This is a genomic window from Thalassovita autumnalis, from assembly GCF_001458255.1.
Taxonomy (GTDB): domain Bacteria; phylum Pseudomonadota; class Alphaproteobacteria; order Rhodobacterales; family Rhodobacteraceae; genus Thalassobius; species Thalassobius autumnalis.
Map to the genome: position 1 here is coordinate 217,109 of NZ_CYSB01000025.1, position 16,361 is coordinate 233,469.

The 16,361-nt window shown below is 60.0% G+C and carries 17 protein-coding genes; 6 read left to right on the top strand and 11 right to left on the bottom strand.

Going from position 1 to position 16,361, the window contains the following annotated elements; translation table 11 throughout:
- Positions 1-138 precede the first annotated feature (138 nt).
- The gene (gene tyrS / locus TL5118_RS07065; protein WP_058241953.1) at positions 139-1,392 is read right to left on the bottom strand and encodes a tyrosine--tRNA ligase; all 1,254 of its coding nucleotides are present in this window, start codon (positions 1,390-1,392) and stop codon (positions 139-141) included.
- Between the two features lie 113 nt (positions 1,393-1,505).
- Here tyrS and TL5118_RS07070 point away from each other — a divergent pair, with 113 nt between their 5' ends.
- Complete coding sequence (locus TL5118_RS07070; protein WP_058260775.1) at positions 1,506-2,612, top strand: anhydro-N-acetylmuramic acid kinase; 1,107 nt, start codon at positions 1,506-1,508, stop codon at positions 2,610-2,612.
- Between the two features lie 100 nt (positions 2,613-2,712).
- Here the strand turns inward: TL5118_RS07070 and TL5118_RS07075 are convergent, their stop codons facing one another.
- Positions 2,713-3,666, bottom strand: coding sequence for a radical SAM protein (locus TL5118_RS07075; protein ID WP_058241954.1), 954 nt, complete (start codon positions 3,664-3,666; stop codon positions 2,713-2,715).
- A gap of 228 nt (positions 3,667-3,894) precedes the next feature.
- Here TL5118_RS07075 and zwf point away from each other — a divergent pair, with 228 nt between their 5' ends.
- Genes zwf through pgi form a run of 3 tightly spaced genes read left to right on the top strand, consistent with a single transcriptional unit; the run spans position 3,895 to position 7,666 of the window.
- Positions 3,895-5,349 carry a glucose-6-phosphate dehydrogenase gene (zwf, locus tag TL5118_RS07080; protein ID WP_058241955.1) on the top strand — a complete coding sequence of 485 codons (1,455 nt, stop codon included), beginning with the start codon at positions 3,895-3,897 and terminating at the stop codon, positions 5,347-5,349.
- A complete protein-coding gene (pgl, locus tag TL5118_RS07085; RefSeq protein ID WP_058241956.1) occupies positions 5,346-6,017 on the top strand; it encodes a 6-phosphogluconolactonase in 672 nt (223 codons plus the stop codon). Before zwf ends, pgl begins: the two co-directional genes overlap by 4 nt.
- 50 nt (positions 6,018-6,067) lie before the next feature.
- A complete protein-coding gene (gene pgi / locus TL5118_RS07090; RefSeq protein WP_058241957.1) occupies positions 6,068-7,666 on the top strand; it encodes a glucose-6-phosphate isomerase in 1,599 nt (532 codons plus the stop codon).
- Positions 7,667-7,688: 22 nt separating this feature from the next.
- On the opposite strand, the gene TL5118_RS07095 is transcribed toward pgi, so the two are convergent.
- Both TL5118_RS07095 and TL5118_RS07100 read right to left on the bottom strand, forming a co-directional pair.
- Complete coding sequence (locus TL5118_RS07095; RefSeq protein WP_058241958.1) at positions 7,689-8,141, bottom strand: cupin domain-containing protein; 453 nt, start codon at positions 8,139-8,141, stop codon at positions 7,689-7,691.
- Between the two features lie 79 nt (positions 8,142-8,220).
- Entirely contained in the window at positions 8,221-8,649 is a 429-nt protein-coding gene (locus TL5118_RS07100) for a cupin domain-containing protein (protein WP_058241959.1), read from the bottom strand.
- 45 nt (positions 8,650-8,694) lie between these two features.
- On the opposite strand from TL5118_RS07100, the gene TL5118_RS07105 reads away from it, so the two are divergent.
- On the top strand, positions 8,695-9,768 hold the full coding sequence (locus TL5118_RS07105) for an NAD(P)/FAD-dependent oxidoreductase (RefSeq protein ID WP_058241960.1): 1,074 nt from the start codon (positions 8,695-8,697) through the stop codon (positions 9,766-9,768).
- On the opposite strand, the gene TL5118_RS07110 is transcribed toward TL5118_RS07105, so the two are convergent.
- The 6 genes from TL5118_RS07110 to TL5118_RS21605 form a co-directional block, all read right to left on the bottom strand.
- The gene (locus TL5118_RS07110; protein ID WP_058241961.1) at positions 9,762-10,232 is read right to left on the bottom strand and encodes an MEKHLA domain-containing protein; all 471 of its coding nucleotides are present in this window, start codon (positions 10,230-10,232) and stop codon (positions 9,762-9,764) included. The two genes, TL5118_RS07105 and TL5118_RS07110, sit on opposite strands and share 7 nt — an antisense overlap.
- Positions 10,233-10,481: 249 nt before the next feature.
- The gene (gene eno / locus TL5118_RS07115; RefSeq protein WP_058241962.1) at positions 10,482-11,756 is read right to left on the bottom strand and encodes a phosphopyruvate hydratase; all 1,275 of its coding nucleotides are present in this window, start codon (positions 11,754-11,756) and stop codon (positions 10,482-10,484) included.
- 201 nt (positions 11,757-11,957) lie between these two features.
- Positions 11,958-12,845 (bottom strand): DMT family transporter, encoded by an 888-nt coding sequence (locus TL5118_RS07120; RefSeq protein ID WP_058241963.1) that lies wholly within the window; start codon positions 12,843-12,845, stop codon positions 11,958-11,960.
- A 76-nt stretch (positions 12,846-12,921) separates the two neighbouring features.
- Positions 12,922-13,341 carry a Fur family transcriptional regulator gene (locus tag TL5118_RS07125; protein ID WP_058241964.1) on the bottom strand — a complete coding sequence of 140 codons (420 nt, stop codon included), beginning with the start codon at positions 13,339-13,341 and terminating at the stop codon, positions 12,922-12,924.
- Between the two features lie 169 nt (positions 13,342-13,510).
- Complete coding sequence (locus tag TL5118_RS07130) at positions 13,511-14,206, bottom strand: endonuclease/exonuclease/phosphatase family protein (protein ID WP_242601746.1); 696 nt, start codon at positions 14,204-14,206, stop codon at positions 13,511-13,513.
- A complete protein-coding gene (locus tag TL5118_RS21605; RefSeq protein WP_242601747.1) occupies positions 14,206-14,373 on the bottom strand; it encodes a hypothetical protein in 168 nt (55 codons plus the stop codon). The genes TL5118_RS07130 and TL5118_RS21605 overlap by 1 nt, the downstream gene beginning before the upstream one ends.
- Between TL5118_RS21605 and TL5118_RS07135 the strand changes: the two genes are divergently transcribed.
- Positions 14,315-14,896 carry a DUF2238 domain-containing protein gene (locus TL5118_RS07135; protein WP_503169807.1) on the top strand — a complete coding sequence of 194 codons (582 nt, stop codon included), beginning with the start codon at positions 14,315-14,317 and terminating at the stop codon, positions 14,894-14,896. The genes TL5118_RS21605 and TL5118_RS07135 overlap by 59 nt on opposite strands.
- Positions 14,897-14,916: 20 nt before the next feature.
- Here the strand turns inward: TL5118_RS07135 and TL5118_RS07140 are convergent, their stop codons facing one another.
- Positions 14,917-16,335 (bottom strand): protein adenylyltransferase SelO, encoded by a 1,419-nt coding sequence (locus TL5118_RS07140; protein WP_058241967.1) that lies wholly within the window; start codon positions 16,333-16,335, stop codon positions 14,917-14,919.
- Positions 16,336-16,361 lie beyond the last annotated feature (26 nt).

The following is a 16,361-nucleotide window of genomic DNA, read 5'->3' on the forward strand; positions in this document are numbered from 1 at the left end:
GTACGTCAATGGCAGGAAAGTCCGCTTAGCGTAGGCTAATAGTGCTGTCTCTACAGGAGATGTTACCTCAGTCCCGGCAAAAAAACGCCCGCACCATCCATGGCGCGGGCGTTCCAAATTCTCAATCTCTCCGACGGCTTAGTCGGCCAGTTTCACCAGCGCGTGGCGTTTTTTGCCCGCAGACAGCTTGATCGGCTGCGCCAGTTTGGCGGCGTCCACCATCAGGCCTGCGTCAGTCAGGTTTTCATCATCCAGCTTGGCGCCGTTTTCCTTGATCAGGCGTTTGGCGTCTTTGCCGGATTTGGCGAGGCCCGATTTGACGATCAGCTGCACGATGGAGATGCCATCGCCCAGATCCGCGGCGGAGAGCTCCAGCGTGGGCAGGTCATCACCGACGCCGCCTTTTTCAAAGACCTCACGTGCGGTTGCTTCAGCTGCTGCAGCAGCCTCTGCGCCGTGGCACAGGGTGGTCACCTCATTGGCAAGGATCACCTTGGCGTCATTGATCTCCTGACCTGCCAGTGCGCCGAGGCGGTCACATTCCTCGACCGGCAGTTCGGTGTAGAGCTTCAGGAAGCGGCCCACATCGGCGTCGGTGGTGTTGCGCCAGAACTGCCAGAACTCATACGGGCTGCGCATGTCGGCGTTGAGCCAGACAGCCCCATCCGCCGATTTGCCCATTTTCTTGCCTTCCGAGGTGGTCAGCAGCGGCGAAGTGAGGCCGAAGATCTGGTTGTCGATCACCCGGCGGGTCAGGTCGATGCCGTTGACGATGTTGCCCCACTGGTCCGAGCCGCCCATCTGCAGCAGGCAGCCGTAGCGGCGGTTCAGTTCCAGGAAGTCATAGGCCTGCAGGATCATGTAGTTGAACTCAAGGAAGCTCAGCGATTGTTCGCGGTCGATGCGCGATTTCACTGATTCAAACGACAGCATCCGGTTGACCGAGAAGTGGCGGCCAATGTCGCGCAGGAACTCCAGGTAGTTCAGCCCATCCAGCCATTCGGCGTTGTTCAGCATCAAGGCGCCGTTGTCGGCATCCGAGTAGTCGATGTATTTGGCAAAGACCTGTTTGATGCCGCTGATGTTGTCGTTGATCGCGGCCTCATCCAACAGTGGGCGTTCATCGGCGCGGAACGAGGGATCGCCCACCTTAGTGGTGCCGCCGCCCATCAGGGTGATCGGTTTATGGCCGGTTTTCTGCAGCCAGCGCAGCATCATGATCTGGATGAGCGATCCGACATGCAGCGATTTTGCCGTCGCATCAAAGCCGATATAGGCGGGAACCACACCCTCACACAGCGCTTCGTCAAGTGCCTGATAATCGGTGCAGTCAGCGATAAAGCCGCGCTCCATCATGACACGCATGAAATCCGATTTGGGGTGGTAGGTCATTGCTTTTGTCCCTTACAGCTTTGCGCCCGTGTGTATAAGCTGCATCTACCCAAGGGGGAAGGTGTGAATTTGCACCCTTTCAGGGGTTTTGCAGTGAGGGCTTTGAGGGGCGAATGCAGGAGCAGGCAAAAGACGCGCCAATCTGGGCGCTGGGGGCGATGTCAGGCACGTCATTGGATGGTGTGGATGCGGCGATGTTGCAAAGCGACGGTCATGCGATCCTGGGGTTTGGCGACAGTGGCTATCGCGCGTACTCCGCTGCGGAGCAGGAGGTTCTGCGCGCAGGATTAGGGCGCTGGCCCGGTGAGGCCGGCGTTGCGGAGGTGGCGGAGCTTTGTGTGCAGGCCCATGCTGAATTGCTGTCTGGGTTTGAGGGTGCCGCTTTGGTCGGCTTTCACGGGCAGACTCTGGCGCATGATCCCGGCGGGCGTGGCACCCATCAGGCCGGCGATGGCGCAGTATTAGCGGCACTTCTGGGCGTGCCGGTGGCCTGGGATTTCCGCTCGGCCGATGTGCGTCTGGGTGGGCAGGGCGCGCCGCTGGCGCCGTTTTTCCATTTCGCCTGTGCCAAGTGGATCGGGGCGACGGAACCTTTGTGCTTTCTCAATCTCGGCGGCGTCGGCAACATCACATGGGTTGATCCGCGCAAAACCTCCCCGGAAGAACCCGGCGCGTTGCTGGCCTTTGATACCGGCCCGGCCAATGCGCCGATCAATGATCTGATGCAAGAGCGGCGCGGCCTGTCCTATGACATGGACGGTGCTTTGGCGGCGCAGGGTGAAGTGGTTGATGGCGCGCTGGAGCTGTTTCTGGATGATGCCTATTTCCCCAAGATCCCGCCCAAATCCCTGGACCGCGATGCCTTTGCCGACATGCTGGATCTGGTGCGGGAACTGGGTGATGCCGATGCTGCGGCGACGATGACGGGCATGGCGGCCACTGCGGTGATGTTGGCGCTGGATCATTGCCCCAGCAAACCGTCACAGATCCTGGTGACTGGTGGTGGGCGGCACAATCCGGTCATGATGCAGATGCTGCAGGCGGGGATCGATTGCCCTGTCAAACCGGTTGAGGCGGTTGGACTGGATGGTGACATGCTGGAGGCGCAGGCCTTTGCCTATCTGGCGATCCGTGTTGCCAAAGGATTGCCGACCTCCAGCCCCGAAACCACCGGCGTCTCGGCGCTTGTTGGGGGTGGCACGGTCAGCCACCCCGGTTGATCACGCGGGAACCGGCGCTTTCATCGTTCCAAAAATACTCTGGGGTGAGCCGCAGCGCGGCGAGGGGCAAAGCCCCTAGCCACCGAAACCTATAGCCTGCTTAGCCAGAACAGCTGGCGCCGCCCAAGACGCAGAACTTGGCGCAATGGGGGTGGTTCAGGGCAACTTCTGCCTCAGCCTCGGCCAAGGTGGTACCCATTTCAAACTGTTCGTCATAGGGCAGCAGGGTGCAGCTCAGCACGGTGGGGCTGGCCGCGCCTTTGCGTTTCACCACCATCCGGGACGAGGCGCACATCACGCTGTCAGGCGATTTGTTCAAAATGCCCCAGCAGGCCTCGGTGATTTCAGGTACTTCGGCGCTCATGTCCATTTCGGGGAACAGCACACATTGGGCCGGGTTGTCCGCATCGATCTGATAGCCCCGTGCCTTGAAGATCGCGGCATAGCCAGCGCGGGCGGCGGCATCGCTTTCATGCCAGAGCGCCCGGCCCGCGACAGCCATCTGCACATTGTTGTCGCGCAGGAAATCCATGCCAGTCAGGGATTTTTCAAAGGCGCCTTTGCCGCGCTCTGCGTCATGCGCCTCAGCGTCCCAGTGATCCAGCGAAATCCGCAAGGTCAACTTGCCGGGGAAGGTGGTGTTCAGCCGCATCAGACCTTCGCGCATGCGTTTGCGCATCATTGGCAGCATCGCATTGGTCAGGATCAGCACCTCATAACCACGGCGCAGGGCCGCTTCGGTCATCGCCAGCATGTCGGGGTTCATAAACGGCTCGCCACCGGTGAAGGCGATTTCACGCACGTTCCAGCGCCGCTCTTCCAGCTGGTTCAGGTACTCCTCAACCTCGGCCACGGTCAGGTAGACCAGCGCGTCATTGGTGGGCGAACTGAGGATGTAGCAATTGGCACAGGTGATGTTGCACAGCGTGCCAGTGTTGAACCACAGCGTATCGGGGTTGGACAGGGCGACATGGGCGCGGGCCTGCCCGTCAGCGGTCAGTCGGGGGTCAATGAATTTGCCTTCATTGGCGACAACTGTTTGGGAATCTTTCATTTCGCCCTCATCACTGCGTCTTGCTGGGACCTTATATGCCACGTTTCGCCAGTGAAAGGGCGTCACATATGGCTGACGCCATTGTGATAATTCAATTCAGCGACGATAAATGGATTGAATGCTAGACTGTGGCGCAGGGATAAAGTATCAGGGCGTCGATAGCGCTAACATACTCACAATTAGCTTGCTGGCTTTCGCAGGTTGGCAGGCGCTGACAAGGATAGTTTCATGGTCTCGCGTGTCATCCCAGTCGATCCCTTTGATCTGGTCATTTTTGGCGGAACCGGGGATCTGGCCCGCCGCAAAATTCTGCCTGCCCTGTTTCGCCGGTATTGTGCCGGCCAGATGCCCGAGGGATCACAGATCATCGGCGCCGCGCGCTCGGACATGGATGATGCGGCGTTTAAGAAACTGGTGAAGGACGCGCTGGCTGAATTTAACCCGGGGCCAAAACCGGATGCCGATCAGCTTAAGGGCTTTCTGGCCGCGCTGCATTACGTCAAAGTTGATGCAATGGGCACCGATGGCTGGAAAGAACTGGCCGGTAAAATGCGCGAAGGCAAAGTGCGGGCCTTCTACTTCTCAGTCGCGCCCAGCCTGTTTGGCGCTTTGGCAGAGCGGCTGCATGGGAATGGAATGGTCGATCCGGACACGCGGATTGTGGTGGAAAAACCCTTTGGCCGGGATCTGGAAACCGCCAAAGCGCTGAACACATCGCTGGCGGCGCATTTCGACGAAAGCCAGATCTACCGCATCGACCATTATCTGGGCAAAGAAACCGTACAGAACCTGATGGCGATCCGGTTTGGCAATATGCTGTTTGAACCGCTGTGGAACAGCCAGTATGTGGATCACATTCAGATCACCGTGGCCGAAACTGTCGGTGTGCAGGGGCGGGGTGAATACTATGACCGCTCAGGCGCGATGCGGGACATGGTGCAAAACCACCTGATGCAGCTTCTGTGTCTGATCGCAATGGAGCCGCCGGCGAAGTTTGACCCCGATGCGGTGCGCGATGAAAAGCTGAAAGTGATCCGCGCGCTGGATCCGGTGGAGCCGGGCGACATTGTGCGCGGCCAGTATAAGGCGGATGGGGAGCGTACCGGCTACCTTGAGGACGTGAATGATCCGCAGTCCAAAACCGAAAGCTTTGTGGCGATGAAGGTGCATGTCTCCAACTGGCGTTGGGCCGGCACACCGTTCTATCTGCGCACCGGCAAACGGATGAAGGCGCGCGCCAGCGAAATTGCTGTGGTCTTCAAAGAAACCCCACATTCGATTTTTGATGAGGATGCAGGCCGTCACCGCAACACCCTGTCGATCCGGCTGCAGCCTAATGAGGGCATCGATCTGGATGTGACCATCAAGGAGCCGGGGCCGGGCGGCATGCGTCTGGTGGATGTGCCTTTGGACATGACCTTCTCCGAGGCTTTGGGGCCAGAAGCCGAGGTTGTGACAGATGCTTATGAACGGCTGATCATGGATGTGATCCGGGGCAACCAGACGCTGTTCATGCGCGGCGATGAGGTGGAGGCCGCCTGGGCCTGGACCGATCCGATTATCAATGGCTGGGAGGCGCGTGGCGACCGGCCAGCAAGTTACGATAGCGGCAGCGCTGGACCTGAGGATTCACTGGCGATGATGCACCAGGACGGCCGCCGCTGGAGGGAGATCCGCTCATGAACTTTGTTGAATACCCTGACCGCGATATGCTGGCGATCGATCTGGCCAACAAATTGGCGGGCGAACTGGCCAGCATTCTGCATCACGAAGATCGTGTGACCTTGGTGGTGCCAGGCGGCACAACGCCAGGGCCGATTTTTGACGATCTCTGCGCTGCCGATTTGGATTGGGGCCGGGTCGATGTGATGCTCAGCGATGAACGTTGGGTGCCTGAGGATCATCCGCGTTCCAACACCAAACTGGTGCGCGAACGTCTGCTGACCGATCACGCCAGCGCCGCCTCCATGGTGCCGCTTTATGCCGACGCCGACGCACCTGAGGATATGGTGGCCAAACTGGCGCCAGCGATTGAGCCGAAACTGCCGATCTCCGTGGCGCTTTTGGGAATGGGGGCGGATATGCACACCGCCTCGCTGTTCCCGCGTGGCGACAACCTGCGTTTGGCGCTGGACGCCCATGCGCCTGTTTTGGTTCCGATGCGCGCCGAGGGTCTGGAAGAACAGCGGATTTCACTGTCGGCTCATGTGCTGCGTGATGCGATTAACCTTCACATCGTCATCATGGGCGAAGATAAGAAAGAGGCGCTGGAACGGGCCCGCCACCTAACGGCAGAAGAGGCCCCGGTGCGTGCCATTCTGGACAATGCAACGGTGCATTGGGCACCGTAAAAGCCACTGAACAACCTGCCGATCAAAACGCCAAGATAGGACGCGACACAATGGATTTTCAGACACTTGCCAGCCACGCCAAGCGCACGCAGGGTCGTCATATTCTGGATCTCTTCAAAGATGCCGGGCGCGCCATGGCGTTTTCGACCCACGCCGACGGCCTGTTGTTTGACTATTCCAAAACCAATCTTGATCGCGACGCGTTGGAGTTCCTGCTGGCCGAGGCCGAGCGGGCTGGACTGGCTGAAAAACGCGATGCGATGTTTTCAGGTGCCAAGATCAATGAGACTGAAGGGCGCGCGGTGCTGCATACGGCGTTGCGTGCGGCCTTTGGCACCGTGGTTGAGGTAGACGGCGAAAATGTCATCCCCGGTGTGCGGGCCACCCGTGACCGAATGGCAGAGTTTGCCAATGCGGTGCGCGACGGCAGCTATATCGGGCAGGGCGGTAAGATCACTGATGTGGTGAACATCGGGATTGGTGGCTCTGATCTGGGTCCTGTGATGGCGGTGAAGGCGCTGGCACCTTATTGCAACGGGCCGCGGTGTCACTTCATCTCCAACATCGATGGGGCGCATCTGGCCGATGTGCTGAAAGGGTTGAACCCGGAAACCACGCTGGTGATCGTGGCCTCAAAAACCTTCACTACGATTGAGACTATGACCAATGCGGCCTCAGCCAAGGCATGGATGGGGGCACTGGTGGCGGACCCCGGCGCCCAGTTTGCGGCCCTGTCCACCTCAGCCGAAAAGACCGCTGATTTTGGCATCGATGCCTCCCGCGTCTTTGGGTTTGAGGATTGGGTTGGCGGCCGCTACTCCATGTGGGGGCCGATTGGGCTGAGCCTGATGATCGCCATTGGTCCTGAAAATTTCGCAGACTTCCTGGCCGGCGCGCGTGCGATGGACGATCATTTCCGCAAAGCGGATCTGCGTCAGAACCTGCCGGTGCTGCTGGCGCTGGTTGGCATGTGGCATCATCAGGGGCTGGGCTATGCCACCCGCGCGGTGCTGCCTTATGAACAGCGGCTGGAACGGCTGCCCGCCTATCTGCAGCAGCTGGAGATGGAGAGCAACGGCAAGCGCGTTTCCATGGATGGGGCGGATCTGCAATCGGTCAGCGGCCCCGTGGTCTGGGGGGAGCCGGGCACCAACGGGCAACATGCGTTTTATCAGCTGATCCATCAGGGTACCGCCATTGTGCCCTGCGAATTTATGGTTGGTAAACAGGGGTTTGAAGCTGATCTAAGCCATCACCATCACCTGTTGGTCGCCAATTGTCTGGCCCAGTCTGAGGCCTTGATGAAAGGTCGATCATTGGCTGAGGCTACTGAAATCATGGCCGCCAAGGGCCTCACCGGGGATGAGCTGGACCGACAGGCCCGCCACCGTGTGTTCCCGGGTAACCGCCCGTCCACCACGCTGATCTATGACAAGCTGACGCCTTTTGTGCTGGGCCAGATCGTGGCGCTTTATGAACATCGCGTCTTTGTCGAAGGGGTTCTGCTGGGCATCAACTCCTATGACCAATGGGGTGTGGAGCTGGGCAAGGAGCTGGCGCTGGCTCTGGGGCCAGTGCTGTCGGGCGAAGAGGTGCCGGATGGCAAGGATCCATCAACCCGTATGCTGGTCCAACACCTGCAAAGCTGACCGGTAAGATCTGTGGCGCGGCTTAGGTGGGCTGTGACTTTAGCTTGGGAATGTCGAAATCCGGCGGGGCAAGGGTGAAATCCTCCCACCGGAAACCCGGCGCAACGGTTACACCGGCCAGTGTGAACGCCCCCAAGCACTCGGTGCGCTGCCAATAATCAGGTCCAACCGGGATTTGCGGCCGTTCGCCAGCCGCAAAATCTGTTCCCAGAACCCGATCCTGCCGCGGCCCGTGCTGCGTCGGCGATGAGGACACCAGAAGCGGCGCACCATAGTAGTGATGCCACAGCGTGTCAGAGCTTTTGCGGTGCCAGGTGGTGATATCGCCCTGTTCAAACAGCACGTAGATCGTGGTCGCCAGCGCGCCTGTCTGTTCCGGGCCGGTCTGTTCCGGGATTGTCCAGGTTCGGGCGTAGTAACCTCCTTCCGAATGGGGGGAGAGGCCAAGCATGTCGATGAGGTCTTTTGCATCCATACCCTATTATTCGAGGGTGTTTGGTGAATTGCGGCAAATACGGTATCGGGGTGACGTGGGGGCAGTTTTCCCGGGCGCCTCACCCGGGGATGCTAAACCCCGGTTCCGCCAGCACAAATTTTTCAAACAAAAATCCGGGCGATACGGTGCAGCCAACCAATGTGTAAGCGCCAGTGCTGCGCGCCGCCTGCCAATGGTTCATTGGCACAATCAGCTGTGGTTCCTGACCCGCGGCCAGATCCGGGCCCAGCAGGTGATCCACCGCCGGCCCTTCTTCGCTGGCCGCCATCGAAAGGATCAGCGGCGCCCCGGCGTAGTAATGCCAGATCTCAGCCGCGTCGATCACCCGGTGCCACAGGCTCTGTTCACCTTCCTTCAACAGGAAATAGATGCTGGTGCCGGCGGCGCGCTCATCTTCGCCCGCCTCAGCCACCCAAGTTTGCCGGTAATGGCCGCCCTCGGGATGGGGATCCAGTTGCAAATGATCGATAATGGCTTGCGCGTCCATGTCTAACCTGTAGCGTTCGGAAGTAACTGAGATCAGGAGTAGTAGATGGCGCAGAAGATCGCAATTGTCGGGGCAGGATTGATTGGGGCTGCGCTGGCGTTTCAGCTGACCCGGCGCGGCGCTGAGGTGACAGTTCTGGATGCCGGCCTGCCAGGACAGGCGGCATCTGGGCGCAGCTTTGGCTGGCTCAATGCGTCCTTCTTTGCTGATGAAGATCACTTCCGTCTACGTCTTGCGGGCATGGAGGCCTGGCGCCGCCTGAAGGCCGATGTGCCCGAACTGTCGCTGCGCTGGCCGGGGGCGCTCTGGTGGGAAGAACAGGGTGAGGGGCTGCATAAGCTGCACCGCGATCTTGGCGCTTTGGGCTATCCGGTGGAGTTGATGGCGGCCACTGAGGTCAAGAAACGGCTGCCGGATCTGGCGACCGCGCCGGAGGAGGCGCTATTGTTCCCGGCAGAAGGTGCGGCTGAGACGGGGGAGGTTGTGGCGCGGCTCCTGAAGGTCGCGCAGGCCAAAGGCGCCAGGGTCATTGCCGGGCTGCGCGCCACCGGTTTGATCGAACGGTCAGGCCGGATTGCCGGGGTGGAGACCACCTGCGGCCCCGTTGCCGCCGATCAGGTGCTGGTCTGTGCAGGCACCGGCGCGGCGGCACTGCTGGACCCGCTTGGGATCAAGCTACCGATGCTGACCCGCCCCGGTGTGCTGATGCGCAGCCGCCCGCTGCCCCGTATCATGGATCAGATCCTCGTCACGCCTCAGCTGGAGGTGCGGCAGGACCCCAGCGGCCGATTGCTGTTCCCAACCTCACCCGGCCATCAGGGCGACACAGCCGAGGCGATCCCGGATCTGATGCCCTTGCTGGCAGATGCCGAAGCGCGTTTGCAGACGTTGTTCCCGGCGCTGCGCCCTGAATGGGAACAAGCCATGGTCGCGCCACGCCCGGTGCCCGGCGACGGCTTGCCAGCGATTGGCGCGATCGGTCCGCGTGGGCTCTACCTGTCGGTGATGCACTCAGGCGCAACGCTGGCGGCGATTGTGGCTGAGATCGTGGCGGAGGAGCTGAACGATGATCCCCGTGCGCCGCTGCTGAAACCGTACCGCCCGGATCGGTTTCAATAACCGACGGGCGCGTTGGGTTGCAGCACCTGCCAATCGGTAAAACTGGCAGCCTCGCCGCGTCTTACACCAGCGGCGTCCAACAGCGGCCAGATCACCGCATTGCGGATCTCAAACCGGGTGCCAGAGGCGCTAATGCGTATGCCGTGGTAATTCTCGATAAACCCCTTGGCGCGCATCTCGGCAAACATCGCGTCCCGCTGGGCGCGATGCGCGGGCTCCGCGGTCAGACGGGAGGGCAGGGCGGTTAGCTGGTCCCAGCCCATCTCCCACAGGGTTTGTGCGGTCAGATTGCCATAGGTCAGCACCGGGTCCGCGGCGCCATCATGGCTCAGCACTACTGCGTCACTGTGATACAGCGCTTCTGCGCTTTCCGCCAAGGGACGCCCAAGTAGGCGCTCATAGCTCGCCATCATCAATGCGGCATGGTCTGCCTGGAATTGGTTTTCGGGGGATGGGATCTGCATGAGGCCTCAGATGTTTTCCCCGTGGTTTAGGCCCGGGATCGCCGCAGGTCCAGCCAAAGCCGCAGGGTCTTGTGCCATTCGAGCCAGATCAGAACAGATCGCCACTTCGGCCTGCGACCAAACCGCCTTTCAACGTTCCACAAATACTCCCGCCGGAGGCGTCCCAGCCTCACCCGCGCACTCACCCCCTTAAACAAAAAGGGCAGGCACCTGGCCCACCCTTTTCAATCTTTTCTCGGTGATCTGAACTTACTTCAGGACCGAACGACCAGCGTATTCGGCAGTTTCGCCCAGCACTTCTTCGATGCGGATCAGCTGGTTGTATTTTGCCAGACGATCCGAGCGCGACAGCGAGCCGGTTTTGATCTGGCCGCAGTTGGTGGCAACCGCCAGGTCCGCGATGGTGGCGTCCTCGGTTTCGCCCGAGCGGTGCGACATCACATTGGTGTAGCGCGCGCGGTGGGCCATATCGACGGCCTTCAGCGTCTCGGTGAGCGAGCCGATCTGGTTCACTTTCACCAGCATCGAGTTGGCCACGCCCTGCGCGATGCCATCGGCCAGACGCACGGGGTTGGTCACAAACAGGTCGTCGCCAACCAGCTGTACCTTGTCACCGATCTTGTCGGTCAGCAGTTTCCAGCCTTCCCAGTCATCTTCGTCCATGCCGTCTTCGATCGAGATGATCGGGTAGTCGGCGCAGAGGTCGGCCAGATACTGGGCGTTCTCTTCCGAGGTCAGCGATTTGCCTTCGCCGGCCAGCTCATACTTGCCGTCTTTGTAGTACTCAGACGAGGCGCAATCCAGCGCCAGGTAGATGTCTTCACCCGGCTTGTAGCCAGCTTTTTCGATCGACTTCATCACGAAGTCCAGCGCCACACGGGTCGACTCCAGCGCCGGTGCAAAACCACCTTCGTCACCGATACCGGTGTTGTAACCAGCCGCGGACAACTCTTTTTTCAGGGTGTGGAACACTTCGGCGCCCATGCGGATCGCTTCGCGGATGTTGGCCGCAGAAACAGGCATGATCATGAATTCCTGAATGTCGATCGGGTTGTCGGCATGTTCGCCGCCGTTGATGATGTTCATCATCGGAACGGGCAGGGTGCGCGCCGAGGTGCCACCAACATAGCGGAACAGTGGCTGCGAGGTGAAATCCGCCGCCGCTTTGGCAACGGCCAGCGATACGCCCAGGATGGCGTTTGCGCCCAGACGGCCCTTGTTCGGGGTGCCGTCCAGATCGATCATCGCCTGGTCGATGGCCACCTGTTCGGTAACATCCATGCCCACCAGTTCTTCGGCAATTTCACCGTTCACGGCGGCGACGGCTTCCAGCACGCCTTTGCCCAGGTAGCGGTCTTTGTCACCGTCGCGTTTTTCTACCGCTTCATGCGCCCCGGTTGAGGCACCCGAGGGCACGGCCGCACGGCCCATGGTGCCGTCTTCTAGGATCACGTCCACTTCAACAGTGGGGTTGCCGCGGCTGTCGAGGATCTCGCGGGCGTGAATGTCGATGATAATGCTCATGGGCCAGTTTCCTTTGTAAAAAAGACCGTTCACGCGGCTTTTAGAACGCTGCGGCACAGGGGAAAAGGGGGCAGATGCATGTTTGCGCTCACCCGTGGTGAAAAACCCGCAATTGGCGGAAAATCAGGGGAAATACCCCAGTGGTTTGATCAAAATCAGACCAATATTTGGGACGTTTTCGCTCAGATTTTTGCAAAAATGTCATGCGCTAACATTTTTCCGAATCTGTCGCGCCAGATGGCGTTCGCGCAGGTAGGTGTAAAACCCGGATCCGATGATCAATGCGGCGCCAAGATAGGTCATCAGATCGGGGCGTTCGCCCAGGATCAGCATGCCCAGCCCCATGGAGAAAACCATACGGGTGTAGCGGAATGGGGCCAGCGCCGAGGCATCACCGATCCGGGTTGCCATCACGATGGCGTAATAGCCGACCATGCCGAAGAAAATCGTTACCGCTGCGACGCCCCAGTCATTCCCGCTGAGGGAAACCGGCGCGTTGCCCATGAGCAGCATCAGCAGGGGCCCGGTGATCAGGAGGGAGCCAAAGCCCTGAAAGGCCACGACAGAGGAGCGGGTGGCGGCGGGCAGGCGACGCGAGATTACATCGCGGGCCGAAATGGTCACCACAGCCCCCAGAACCAGCAGGGTGGCGGGGTCAAAACTGGTGGTGCCGGGACGGATGATCAGCAAAACGCCAAGGAAGCCGACACTGATCGCGGCCCAACGGCGCCAGCCCACCGTTTCGCCCAGAAATAGTGCCGCCCCCAGGGTGATCGCCAGCGGGCTGGCCTGAAACACCGTTGCAAAGGTCGACAGGGGCACAAGCGCCAGAGCAGAGACGATAAACACTGCCGCGACCCCTTCGCAGCTGGTGCGCAGATAGAGCACGCCATTGCCTTTCAGTGGCGGCAGCAGGCTCGCCCTTTCGCGGCGCGCCATCAGGGCAAAGAAAAACGCACCGCCGCCGCCCAGCAGGGTCAGAACCTGACCTGCGGGCATGACGCCGGTCAGCTGTTTGATGAACAGGTCCTCAATGGCGAAACACACCATCGAAAAGACCATCAATGCGATGCTCTGCAGATTGTTCATGATGTGCGCTCCTCCTGCTCCCTCAGCCCTGTTAGGGCTTTGCAGTCACAGGGACAAGGGGCGACAGGAGGGTGGGTCAGCTTCGCGGTTTGCTGATCGGCACGCCGTAGAGTTCCAGCTTGTGCCCCTTCAGTCGGTAGCCCAGCTTTTCGGCGATTTTTTCCTGCAATTGTTCAATCTCGGGGTCGCAGAACTCAATCACCTCGCCCGAGTTCATATCGATCAGATGATCGTGATGTTCCCGCTCGGCGTCCTCATAACGGGCGCGGCCATCGCCAAATTCGTGTTTGTCCAGAATTCCGGCTTCTTCGAACAGCTTTACCGTCCGGTAGACGGTTGCGATGGAAATGCGGGGATCGCGGGAAGAGGCGCGGGCATAAAGTTCCTCCACATCGGGGTGATCCGCCGATTCTTCCAGAACCGCCGCGATGGTGCGGCGTTGCTCGGTCATCCGCAGGCCCATGGCTTCGCAGCGTGAGATGATCGTTTCGCTCATTCCTGTCCCCAAATCTGATCACATCCAGCAGGTCTGATGTGGTGCCGTTCTTGTTTAGCCCGCTGCGTGGCTGTTGGCCACAGGTAGCTGCAACAGGGGGCAGCGGGCGGCGCTGATACCTGCGTCAGCTCTTGGGGGCAAGCGGATTTGCCGGCCAGTGCGCCAAATGTCACGCCGCAAGCAGATCGACCCAGACGGGCAGGTGATCTGAGGCCACGCGCGCCGGTCTGGCCTGATGCACCGTTGGCTTTTCAAAACGCAGATCTTTGCTGAGGGCAAAGCGGTCCAGCCCGGCAACCGGCCGCGGCGCCGGATAGCTGGGGGCGGATTTCAGGATGGTCATGCCGTGGGTGATGGCCTGCAGCGGCCGCATCGAGCCCCATTCGTTGAAATCGCCGGCAATCACCGTGGGCAGGTCGCTCAGCTGATCCAGATGGCGCATGATCGCGGCCAGTTGGCGGTGCCGGTTGCGCCGCAGCAATCCCAGATGGGTGCCGACCACCCGCAGCGGGCCAAGCGGCGTCCGCAGATCTGCGCGAATGGCGCCACGTGGCTCCAGCCCCGGCAGTTCGATATGGGCGGTGCTCAGTAACTCGATGCCCGGGCGGGCCAGCATTGCGTTGCCATGCCAGCCAAGGGAGCCATCGACCTGACCGAAGGGCAGGATTTGCCAACCGTGATCTTCGACCAGATCATGCGGCAGGGCGGCGGGTCGGGGCGGTAAACGTTTGTCCGCCTCCTGCAGGACCACCAGATCTGCGCTGATCGCGTCAATCACCTGCAGGCTGCGCCCGGGGCGCCGGCGCAGGTCCAGCCCCACACATTTTTGCAAGTTGTAGCTTGCCAGACGAAAACGCTGTACCATCATACCTTTAAGATATGATCGATTTGAGGAGTGTGAACCCTGTTTCGAGAACAAACACTGCTTGCGCGGATCATTTGGCTGATCTTGCTGATTTTCGCTGCGGCCGAGCTGTTTGTCGGCAACTGGCCGGCCGCTTTTGTTGCACTGATGACGCTGATGTTGTCCATGGCTCCACTTTTCGTGGCGCGTTGGGCCGAGGTGGTGGTGCCGCCCAGTTTCATTCTGGCGATTGTGCTGTTCGTTGGCGGCACGCTGTTTCTGGGGGAGACCTTTGATTTCTACGAAACCTTCTGGTGGTGGGATATCGCCATGCATGGCGGCAGCGCCGTTGGCTTTGGACTCATCGGATTTGTGTTGGTTTTCATGATGTTCCAAGGTAATGCTTTTGCCGCGCCACCCATCGCGATGGCGTTTTTTGCCTTTTGTTTTGCGATGACCATTGGTGCGTTTTGGGAAATATTTGAATTCGCAATGGACCAGATGTTTGGCCTCAACATGCAGAAATCCGGGTTGATGGACACCATGGGGGATCTGATCGTGGACGCGATCGGCGCCTTTATCGGCGCCAGTGCCGGATGGCTTTACCTGAAATACCTGACGCATGACGGCCCACGCCATGGGTTGCCCGCTGTGATCGCCGAGTTTATCGCAAAGAATCCCCGCTTTTTCAGTCGTAAAAACAATCGATAAGCGGGAAAAGCTAAACAGCTTCAGGTGCCGCAGAAAGTGGCCTGGACCACCTCATCCGGCTGCGGCGGATAGGTCAGATCAATCGCCTCCGGCTGATCCTCATAGGGACGCGCCAGAACCTGCATTAACCGCTCAAACGGCGCCATGTCGCCGGAAATCGCGGCTTGAATCATCTGCTCCACCCGGTGATTGCGTGGGATGATGGCGGGGTTCACCGATTGCATCAGCGCTTCCGGCGCGTCTTCCTCGGTAATTCGAGCCCGCCAAGTGGCTTCCCAAGCGTCAAAGGTTGTAGGGTCGGTAAACTGATCCCGTGCAGCTTCGCCGGATAGGGATCTGAATGTATTGGTGAAATCCGCCCTTTGGTTCGCCATTAGGACCAGCAGTTCACTGACCAAAACCTCATCACCCTCACGCGGGTTGGAAATGCCGATCTTGGCAGTAAAGGCTCGGCGCCAGGTATCGCGGATCATCGCCGGCATGGCGTTCACCGCCTCTGTAAACTCCTTCACCGCGCTATCGCTGTTTTCAACCAGCGGCACCAGGGATGAGGCAAACTGCGCCATGTTCCAGCCGATGATATTGGCCTGATTGTCGTAAGAATATCGCCCCTGATGATCGATGGAGCTATAGACGGTAACTGGATGATATGTATCCATAAATGCGGCGGGGCCGAAATCGATCGTCTCACCTGACAGCGCAGTATTGTCGGTGTTCATCACCCCATGGATGAAACCGACGGACATCCATTTCACCACCAGATTTACCTGCCGTTCGATCACTGCCTTGAGCAGCGCCAAGGGGCTGTCCGCCGCCGGATAGTGGCGCGCGACGGTGTAGCCATAGAGCGCGCGCAAACCGTCGTAGTCGCCGCGTGCATAGAAATACTGAAAGGTGCCCACCCGGATATGGCTGCTGGCCACACGGGTCAGGATCGCGCCCGGCAGGCCGGTTTCGCGCTGAATGCGATCCCCGGTGGCCACAGCCGCCAAGGCACGGGTGGTTGGGATGCCAAGGGCATGAAACGCCTCACTCAGCAGGTATTCCCGCAACACCGGCCCCAGCCAGGCCCGCCCGTCGCCATTGCGCGAATAGGGGGTGCGGCCAGACCCCTTCAGCTGAATGTCACGGCGCCCTCCGTTTGCGTCCAGCACTTCGCCCAGCAAAAGGGCACGGCCATCGCCCAGCTGTGGGGAAAACCCGCCAAATTGATGCCCGGCATAGACCTGCGCCAGCGGATCTGCGCCATCTGGCACCTGATTGCCGGAAAACACCTGCGCCAGTTCCGCATCAGTCCCGGCAGTGATCCCCAACTGAGCCGCCAGTTCATGATTGAAGGCCAAGAGTGTGGGCGCGCTGACCGGGGTTGCGGATTGGCGGGTGAAAAAGCGATCCGGCAGGGTGCCGTAGCTGTTGTCAAAAGGGATGTGCAGGGTCATGTGGGGCAAGCTAACGCCCCACACAG

What these genes read in the sequence shown, in the direction of transcription:
- tyrS (WP_058241953.1), bottom strand. Translation starts at nt 1,392, where the DNA reads ATGACCTACCACCCCAAATCGGATTTCATGCGTGTCATGATGGAGCGC.
- TL5118_RS07070 (WP_058260775.1), top strand. Translation starts at nt 1,506, where the DNA reads ATGCAGGAGCAGGCAAAAGACGCGCCAATCTGGGCGCTGGGGGCGATG.
- TL5118_RS07075 (WP_058241954.1), bottom strand. Translation starts at nt 3,666, where the DNA reads ATGAAAGATTCCCAAACAGTTGTCGCCAATGAAGGCAAATTCATTGAC.
- zwf (WP_058241955.1), top strand. Translation starts at nt 3,895, where the DNA reads ATGGTCTCGCGTGTCATCCCAGTCGATCCCTTTGATCTGGTCATTTTT.
- pgl (WP_058241956.1), top strand. Translation starts at nt 5,346, where the DNA reads ATGAACTTTGTTGAATACCCTGACCGCGATATGCTGGCGATCGATCTG.
- pgi (WP_058241957.1), top strand. Translation starts at nt 6,068, where the DNA reads ATGGATTTTCAGACACTTGCCAGCCACGCCAAGCGCACGCAGGGTCGT.
- TL5118_RS07095 (WP_058241958.1), bottom strand. Translation starts at nt 8,141, where the DNA reads ATGGATGCAAAAGACCTCATCGACATGCTTGGCCTCTCCCCCCATTCG.
- TL5118_RS07100 (WP_058241959.1), bottom strand. Translation starts at nt 8,649, where the DNA reads ATGGACGCGCAAGCCATTATCGATCATTTGCAACTGGATCCCCATCCC.
- TL5118_RS07105 (WP_058241960.1), top strand. Translation starts at nt 8,695, where the DNA reads ATGGCGCAGAAGATCGCAATTGTCGGGGCAGGATTGATTGGGGCTGCG.
- TL5118_RS07110 (WP_058241961.1), bottom strand. Translation starts at nt 10,232, where the DNA reads ATGCAGATCCCATCCCCCGAAAACCAATTCCAGGCAGACCATGCCGCA.
- eno (WP_058241962.1), bottom strand. Translation starts at nt 11,756, where the DNA reads ATGAGCATTATCATCGACATTCACGCCCGCGAGATCCTCGACAGCCGC.
- TL5118_RS07120 (WP_058241963.1), bottom strand. Translation starts at nt 12,845, where the DNA reads ATGAACAATCTGCAGAGCATCGCATTGATGGTCTTTTCGATGGTGTGT.
- TL5118_RS07125 (WP_058241964.1), bottom strand. Translation starts at nt 13,341, where the DNA reads ATGAGCGAAACGATCATCTCACGCTGCGAAGCCATGGGCCTGCGGATG.
- TL5118_RS07130 (WP_242601746.1), bottom strand. Translation starts at nt 14,206, where the DNA reads ATGGTACAGCGTTTTCGTCTGGCAAGCTACAACTTGCAAAAATGTGTG.
- TL5118_RS21605 (WP_242601747.1), bottom strand. Translation starts at nt 14,373, where the DNA reads ATGGACAACATCAGCGTCATCAGTGCAACAAAAGCGGCCGGCCAGTTG.
- TL5118_RS07140 (WP_058241967.1), bottom strand. Translation starts at nt 16,335, where the DNA reads ATGACCCTGCACATCCCTTTTGACAACAGCTACGGCACCCTGCCGGAT.